The organism is Acinetobacter soli, assembly GCF_000760595.1.
Lineage (GTDB): Bacteria > Pseudomonadota > Gammaproteobacteria > Pseudomonadales > Moraxellaceae > Acinetobacter > Acinetobacter soli.
In genome coordinates this window covers 38173-44795 of the sequence record NZ_BBNM01000018.1, presented here as the reverse complement: position 1 = coordinate 44795, position 6623 = coordinate 38173, and the positions used below count along the sequence as shown (strand labels likewise).

Sequence of the window (6623 nt, the reverse complement as noted above, 5' to 3'; positions counted from 1 at the left end):
GAATAAGACCCGAAAATGTCCATAAACAGTTTGCTGGCGACAATAGCAAGAGTGAACCACCTGATCCCTTCCCGAACTCAGAAGTGAAACCTCTTCGCGCTGATGGTAGTGTGGCGTTAGCCATGTGAGAGTAAGTCATCGCCAGCTTTTAAATACGAAAGCCCCCTTAACAAATGTTAAGGGGGCTTTTTTATGCCTAAATGAAATAGAAATAGAAAATAAATAAAAAGTGCATATCAAATTAGAAAATACAAAATCTGCCCAGCCCATCGGTCACTTTACGTTATGATGAATGAAAACGGAGGGATTTTGTGTGCAGTTTAAGGTAATAAGCGCGAGCGATTTAACGCATAATCAAAGAGAGCAAATCGCAAAATTATGTTTTGAGGCTTTTGATGAAGATCCTTGGAGCCAATATGCATTTATGCAAAATGCTGTGCATGTTATTGGATCAGTAGATAATGTGATTGTGTCACATGCTTTATGGACAAAAAGAAACTTCACTGTAAATACGCTTCAGAATATTGAAACGGCATATGTTGAGTATGTCACTACCGATTTGAGTATGCGGGGTAAAGGCTATGCATCGCAGTTACTTAAGTATTTAATCCATTATTTAACTCTGAATCAGTATCCTCTTGTAGCTTTACAGCCTGAAGACGATGAGTTTTATAAAAAACTAGGTTGGTTACCATGGAAAGGTAATCTATACGTTCAAAATGGGCAGTCGTTGTACCAAACTGAAGACGTCGAGATTTTACTTTATCCATTGAATAATGAGATTGAGGCATATCTCAAGTCACAACATCAGCTTCTGTGTACAGACTGGAGAGAAGGTGAACTTTGGTAAATGAATCAGATTTTATGATGAGATTTGACAGGCTTATTTTGATTCTGAATAATGCATGAGAATCATTCCAACGCTAATAAGGATAGTTATGTCTACCGATCCACACTTCAAAACGCCTGAAAATCGTGGTGTTGCAGTTTATGCGAATAATGCTGATGCCATTGGTAATACGCCCTTAGTACGAATTAACCGTATTATTCAAACGGGTGCAACCGTGTTGGCAAAGGTAGAAAGCCGTAATCCTGCATTTTCTGTGAAATGTCGTATCGGTGCTGCACTGATTGCCGATGCTGAAAAGCGTGGTGTGCTTAAGCCGGGCATGCACATTGTGGAGCCAACAAGTGGAAATACTGGTATCGCATTGGCATTTGTGGCCGCTGCAAAAGGTTATCCAATTACACTCACAATGCCTGCAAGTATGAGTCTTGAGCGTCGTAAAGTGCTGAAAGCCTTTGGTGCGAATCTGGTTTTGACAGAGCCAGCGAAAGGTATGAAAGGTGCTGTCGATGAAGCTGTCAGACTGGCAACCGAGCAACCTGAGCTCTATTTTTTACCTCAGCAATTTGAAAATCCTGCAAATCCGAAAATTCATGAAGAAACGACCGGGCCTGAAATTTGGGAAGCCACGCAAGGTCAAGTGGATATTCTGGTAGCTGGTGTAGGAACTGGTGGTACGATTTCAGGTATTTCGCATTATTTTGAAAAAATACAAAACAAACCGATCTATTCGGTTGCAGTTGAGCCGGCAGAATCTCCAATTATCTCTCAAACCAAACGTGGTGAAGCCATCACTCCAGCTCCTCATAAAATTCAGGGAATTGGAGCGAACTTCATTCCAAAAAATCTAGATTTAGACATAGTCGATGAAGTGATCACGGTCGAGAGTGCAGAAGCGATTGAGTGGGCACGCAAGTGCGCAACTCAAGAAGGGATTCTGGTGGGGATATCATGTGGTGCAGCATTGGCTGCAGCAGCAAAAATTGCTGAAAGATCAGAAAATGCTGGAAAAACAATAGTCGTAATTTTACCTGATGCGGGTGAGCGTTATTTGTCTTCTGTACTTTTTGAAGGCATGTTTGACGAGTAATATCAAGAAGGAAGAAGCCTATGTCGGGCTTCTTCTGATTTGGGTATCGCTCAATAGATGATACTAAAGTTCCTTTTTTAAAGTTTTTTCAAAACGCTTGACAGATCGCGCATATTTCTTAGCTTTGTGTCTTGTCCAAAAGCTCGATTTATATCCTGTTGGTCCTACATTATAGTAAGCGCTGGCTTTAAACCAACTTCCAGCCATGCTGTTATAGCGTTCTAAAATATAAGCACTACATTGAATATTGGTATATTCGTCCAACAAGTCGCCCGGACAGCTCTGTTGCCAGTAACTTGGAATAATTTGTGCCAGACCGACGGCTCCACCTGAAGAACGAGCGTAGGAATTATAATTCGACTCTTGACGAATCGTGGCTGCAATTAATAGTGGTGGTACATTATAGCGATCTGCACTTTGAATAATCATAGGTGAAATACGGTTCGCTGCATTCGGGGAAACTGAATAGGCACGCTGTAGTCCGTGAGCAAGTTTATTTGAGCGTTCGACTACGGTTCCACTGTGTGGTCCTAGTGTCGTACATCCTGTAAAAATTAGACCGATTGTCATCACACTTAAGGTTTTTAAAGAATGAATCGGATTAATAAGAAATTTATGTTTATAAGATAACTGCGTAAATAAAGCCAAGGTGACGATCTATCAGAAATACTATTGTTCTGGATAGTAGTGATAAGCACATTTGAGGTCAATATATGATAACTTTTCATAACAACATGTTGCTCGCAACAGTAAAATGATGCTTATAAGCAAAATAAGTGTTTTAACGCACGCTAAACTATAAAAGAAATTGCACTCAAGTAAATAATGTAGGACATCAAAAATGAAGTGGATGGTTATTGCGCAGTATTCATTTCCCTATGAAGCACACATTGCAAAGGCTCGACTGGAATCGGTTGGTATTCCAGCATATATTGAAAATGAACATACTATTAATATGTATTGGCTGTATTCAAATGCTTTAGGCGGGGTACGTGTTTTAGTGCCTGATGAGCAGGTAGACACGGCACGTTATTTAATTTCTCAAGATTTTAGTCAAGATCTAGATGATGAACTGAATTTGACTTCGGTACGATGCCCAAAATGCAACAGTACGCAAATTGAGCCATTTACTCAAGGCAAAAAAGCAGCTTTCATTGCGTTTTTTGTGATCAATGTTCCATTATTTATATACAAGCACGGCATGCGCTGTAAAGCATGCCAGCACTTTTTTAATTAATATTTTGTTTGCTATTGATGCTTTAAGTCCACCAATATCTCAAAATATGAAAGAAAATCGGCGCTGAAAAACAAACGGAGTCGATACGATCCAGCATCCCGCCATGACCTTGAATCAGTTGTCCCCAGTCTTTAACACCGCGATCGCGTTTGATTGCAGACATCACCAGTCCGCCAAAAAAGCCAAAAATACACACTACTAAACCAATTGCTGCTGCCTGCCAAAGATTAAAAGGCGTTAACCATTTCATGGCCACACCTAATGCGCTCGCCAGTATAACCCCACCAATTAAACCTTCAATCGTTTTAGACGGAGATAAAATAGGCGCAACTTTATGTTTGCCAAAGAGTTTGCCGCAGACGTATTGCAGTACATCTGAAGCTTGCACCACCATAATTAACCACATTGCCAGCCAGATTTTATCTCCATGAAAGTGAATTAAATTCAAATTGAGAAGTGCGGGCACATAAGAAACACAAAAGACACAGATCATCAGACCCCATTGAATTTTTGCACTTCGCTCTAAAAAATGTTTAGTATCTTCTTGTTTTAAACTTGCAATTGGAATAAGTAAAAAGGCGTAAAGTGGTATAAAAATAGAATATAACCCATACCAATCGGTATAAACCAAGTAATACTGATATGGAATCATAAAATAAAATGAAATGAGTAGAGGGAAATAATCACCACGTCGGGTCGGCAGTAGACTAATAAATTCACGTAAAGCAAATAACGAAATGAGCCCAAACAGCACAATAAATGCAATTTTTCCAAGCAAAATAGCGGTTGCAAGTACAATCAGCATGATCCACCATGCATTAATGCGTGCATTTAAATTGTCAATCACAGGGGAGGCTTGAGTGCCAGCGCGTTGCTTTAAAACAAAACCGATACTCGATGCAATAAGCAAAACGCCTGCAAAAATAGCAAAAAGAAGGTAGGTTTGATATAAATTATTCGCCATCATTGATATTCCGCCTGTTTAAGTTTAAGCAGTTCATCTTGAGCAAGACTTAAAAAATGGGCTTTGTCTAATGCAGAAGATACTTGCAACGGACATCCAAAAATGACGCTAGAGAGTAACGGTAAAGGAATAAATGCACCTTTTGGCATGACTCGTTTCAGGTTTGAAATCCATACGGGTACAACTTCCACCTCGGGAAATGCCTGACTTAAATGATATAAACCACTTTTAAATTCGAGTAGTTCAATATCATCGTTTAAATTACGTGTGCCTTCAGGAAAAAAGATGATCGAATAGCCTTCTTGTAACACATCTTTGACGGGCTGTAAGGGATCTTCATGATGTTCTCGTTGGCGTTTAATAGTCACACCAGAGAATGTATCTTGAATTAAAAAGCGTCTGAAACCATCTTTTAACCAGTAATCTGATGCTGCAATGGGTCGGGTTTGTCTTCGAATCGCTTTGGGTAGTGATGACCAGAGCAAAATAAAATCGATATGGCTGGTGTGATTGGCATAGTAAATTCGTTGTTTCATTTCTGGTGCACAGCCTAACCAGACACTCCGCGCACCCGTCAATAACCGTGCACTGCGACGAATAATGAGCGAAATTAAACGCGCAAAAAGTCGACTGATTGTTGAGTTTGTGCGGGTAGTAGGATCAGATTGAGCAGGTATTGTCATTTTTATCTCTATGAATAGCCAGATAGCATTTGAATCAAACTCATCATTAACATAGCGTATTGCAGCACAAGAAGAACAATTTGTAGTTTAAATAATCGCTTGCATCCATTTAATCGCTCTGTCCAAGTTCGACCTGCTTTACTGTTTGGCATTAATTTTAACGCGATTAAAGCCAAGTCCAGATCATGAGTTCGTTCATTTAGCATTTTGGGGTCATGCTCAGCCAAGTAAAGCAAGAGTTCTGCATCGAGTTTGACACGGATAGAGACATAAAGATGACTAAATATCAGAATAAAAATTACAGCAAAATAACCCCATATCCAGATTGTTGGCCAGAGCGCATAAAAGAAACATAAAATGCATAACACAAAAGCCACATAGCCTGCCATTAACAATGAATGGGTGCTTTGTAATACTTTTGCCAGTACAACAAACTGCATATGCATGATTAAAACTCCAACTTTTGAGCATAGTCATGTAGACATTGCATTTGCTCAATGTTCAAACGTACCCATGGTCGCTCCGTTTGAACGATACGTAGTGCATCTTCTGGATCACGTGCAAAGTTTTGATCAATCAGCCAGGCACACAAAATAGCGGTACTGCGTGAATAACCGAGTGCACAGAAAACAAGTAATTCATAAGGTCTTTCTGCTGCTTTAGATTTTTGTACGAGATCATCAAAAATACGTACTGCATATTTTAACTGTTTGGGCTGAAGCGGAATAAGATCTAGACTGAAATATGCTTGATAATGTTTTTCTGTGTGAACAGGCAATTCCGCGCAGCAATCAAATAATGCAGTATAGTTCTTTGCCACAGATGACGTTGGTATTCTACCCAGATAAAGATTTCCAGATTGATAAGTCAAAATTTTGGAATCTTCTGGATGTTTTTTGGTCCAAAGTCGACTATTTAGCCAAGCCATGACCAAATAAGGCCCCAACAATAAAGTCGCTGCATGCGTTAAGCGACCGTTGGCTTGCTTCTGAAAAAAATGCGGTCTGACCAACAGATATGCCAATCCGACAATGGTTAAACTGACGGCAGGATAGAGCAACCAGAGTGTCCAGCTGGCATAATAAAATGCAATAAAGCTAAGCCCTAAAGCGCCAACAAGATAATAACTGGCCAGACGAATGTGCCGTGATGTACGGTACTGAAGTGAATCCGCTTGATAAGGTGCTTTGACATGAAAAGGGAACAGCCAAATACATAAGGCGCCCGCCAACACACCTGTTGGAATGTCGATAAAATGATGTTGCCATGTCGTCAGCACTGAAAGACCAATCAAAAAGGACCACAGATCTACGATCCATTTATATGGAGCAACTACATGCCGACGGTAGAAATCCCACAAAATAACCAGAAGCACAATATGCAAAGAGGGCGCCTGATTAAATGGCTTGTCAAACCCCATCAGCACATCAAACCAAACACCAAAAAAACCATCAAGTGCGGGCCGATCAAAGCTAAATTTAAGTGGGAAAAGTAAGAAGCAACTTACAGCAATCAGCTGTGCGGTGAATAATCTTAGCGCATGTTGTTTAAGTTCTAAGCGATTCCAGCACAATAGCAACGATAAACCATAAAACAGATCAATCGACCAATATGGAACAATGGTCCAAGGCCACAGCGGAATTTTATGCTCCCAGTCAAATACAATACTTCCAACGTAAGGGAGATTGTCGGCATATTGATTGGCAAAGCCATAACTTAAGAAAAAAAAGGGTGCTAAAAAAACTAAACAGAGAAGTCCCCATTTCCATGTGCCAGCCTGTGGTTCAAAATCTTGCTGCATA

8 protein-coding genes and 1 rRNA gene are annotated in these 6623 nt (G+C 40.1%); 4 read left to right on the top strand and 5 right to left on the bottom strand.

Annotated features, from left to right (window positions below; translation table 11 throughout):
• Positions 1-32 precede the first annotated feature (32 nt).
• The 3 genes from rrf to cysK all read left to right on the top strand — a co-directional run bounded on the left by rrf (position 33) and on the right by cysK (position 1937).
• Positions 33-147 (top strand): 5S ribosomal RNA (gene rrf, locus Aso01_RS15475).
• Positions 148-313: 166 nt separating this feature from the next.
• The gene (locus Aso01_RS15470; RefSeq protein ID WP_004937932.1) at positions 314-850 is read left to right on the top strand and encodes a GNAT family N-acetyltransferase; all 537 of its coding nucleotides are present in this window, start codon (positions 314-316) and stop codon (positions 848-850) included.
• Positions 851-938: 88 nt separating this feature from the next.
• Positions 939-1937 (top strand): cysteine synthase A, encoded by a 999-nt coding sequence (gene cysK / locus Aso01_RS15465; protein WP_004937931.1) that lies wholly within the window; start codon positions 939-941, stop codon positions 1935-1937.
• A gap of 63 nt (positions 1938-2000) precedes the next feature.
• Here the strand turns inward: cysK and Aso01_RS15460 are convergent, their stop codons facing one another.
• Positions 2001-2507: a lytic transglycosylase domain-containing protein gene (locus tag Aso01_RS15460; protein WP_227265891.1), complete on the bottom strand. Its 507-nt coding sequence runs from the start codon at positions 2505-2507 to the stop codon at positions 2001-2003.
• A gap of 271 nt (positions 2508-2778) precedes the next feature.
• Between Aso01_RS15460 and Aso01_RS15455 the strand changes: the two genes are divergently transcribed.
• Complete coding sequence (locus Aso01_RS15455) at positions 2779-3174, top strand: putative signal transducing protein (protein WP_004937923.1); 396 nt, start codon at positions 2779-2781, stop codon at positions 3172-3174.
• A gap of 22 nt (positions 3175-3196) precedes the next feature.
• Here Aso01_RS15455 and Aso01_RS15450 read toward each other — a convergent pair whose 3' ends face one another.
• Genes Aso01_RS15450 through Aso01_RS15435 form a run of 4 tightly spaced genes read right to left on the bottom strand, consistent with a single transcriptional unit; the run spans position 3197 to position 6622 of the window.
• Positions 3197-4141: a phosphatidate cytidylyltransferase gene (locus Aso01_RS15450; RefSeq protein ID WP_004937921.1), complete on the bottom strand. Its 945-nt coding sequence runs from the start codon at positions 4139-4141 to the stop codon at positions 3197-3199.
• Positions 4138-4821: a lysophospholipid acyltransferase family protein gene (locus Aso01_RS15445; RefSeq protein WP_004937917.1), complete on the bottom strand. Its 684-nt coding sequence runs from the start codon at positions 4819-4821 to the stop codon at positions 4138-4140. Before Aso01_RS15445 ends, Aso01_RS15450 begins: the two co-directional genes overlap by 4 nt.
• Positions 4822-4829: 8 nt before the next feature.
• Positions 4830-5267: a hypothetical protein gene (locus tag Aso01_RS15440; protein WP_004937913.1), complete on the bottom strand. Its 438-nt coding sequence runs from the start codon at positions 5265-5267 to the stop codon at positions 4830-4832.
• A 2-nt stretch (positions 5268-5269) separates the two neighbouring features.
• Entirely contained in the window at positions 5270-6622 is a 1353-nt protein-coding gene (locus Aso01_RS15435) for a phosphatase PAP2/dual specificity phosphatase family protein (RefSeq protein WP_004937910.1), read from the bottom strand.
• Position 6623 lies beyond the last annotated feature (1 nt).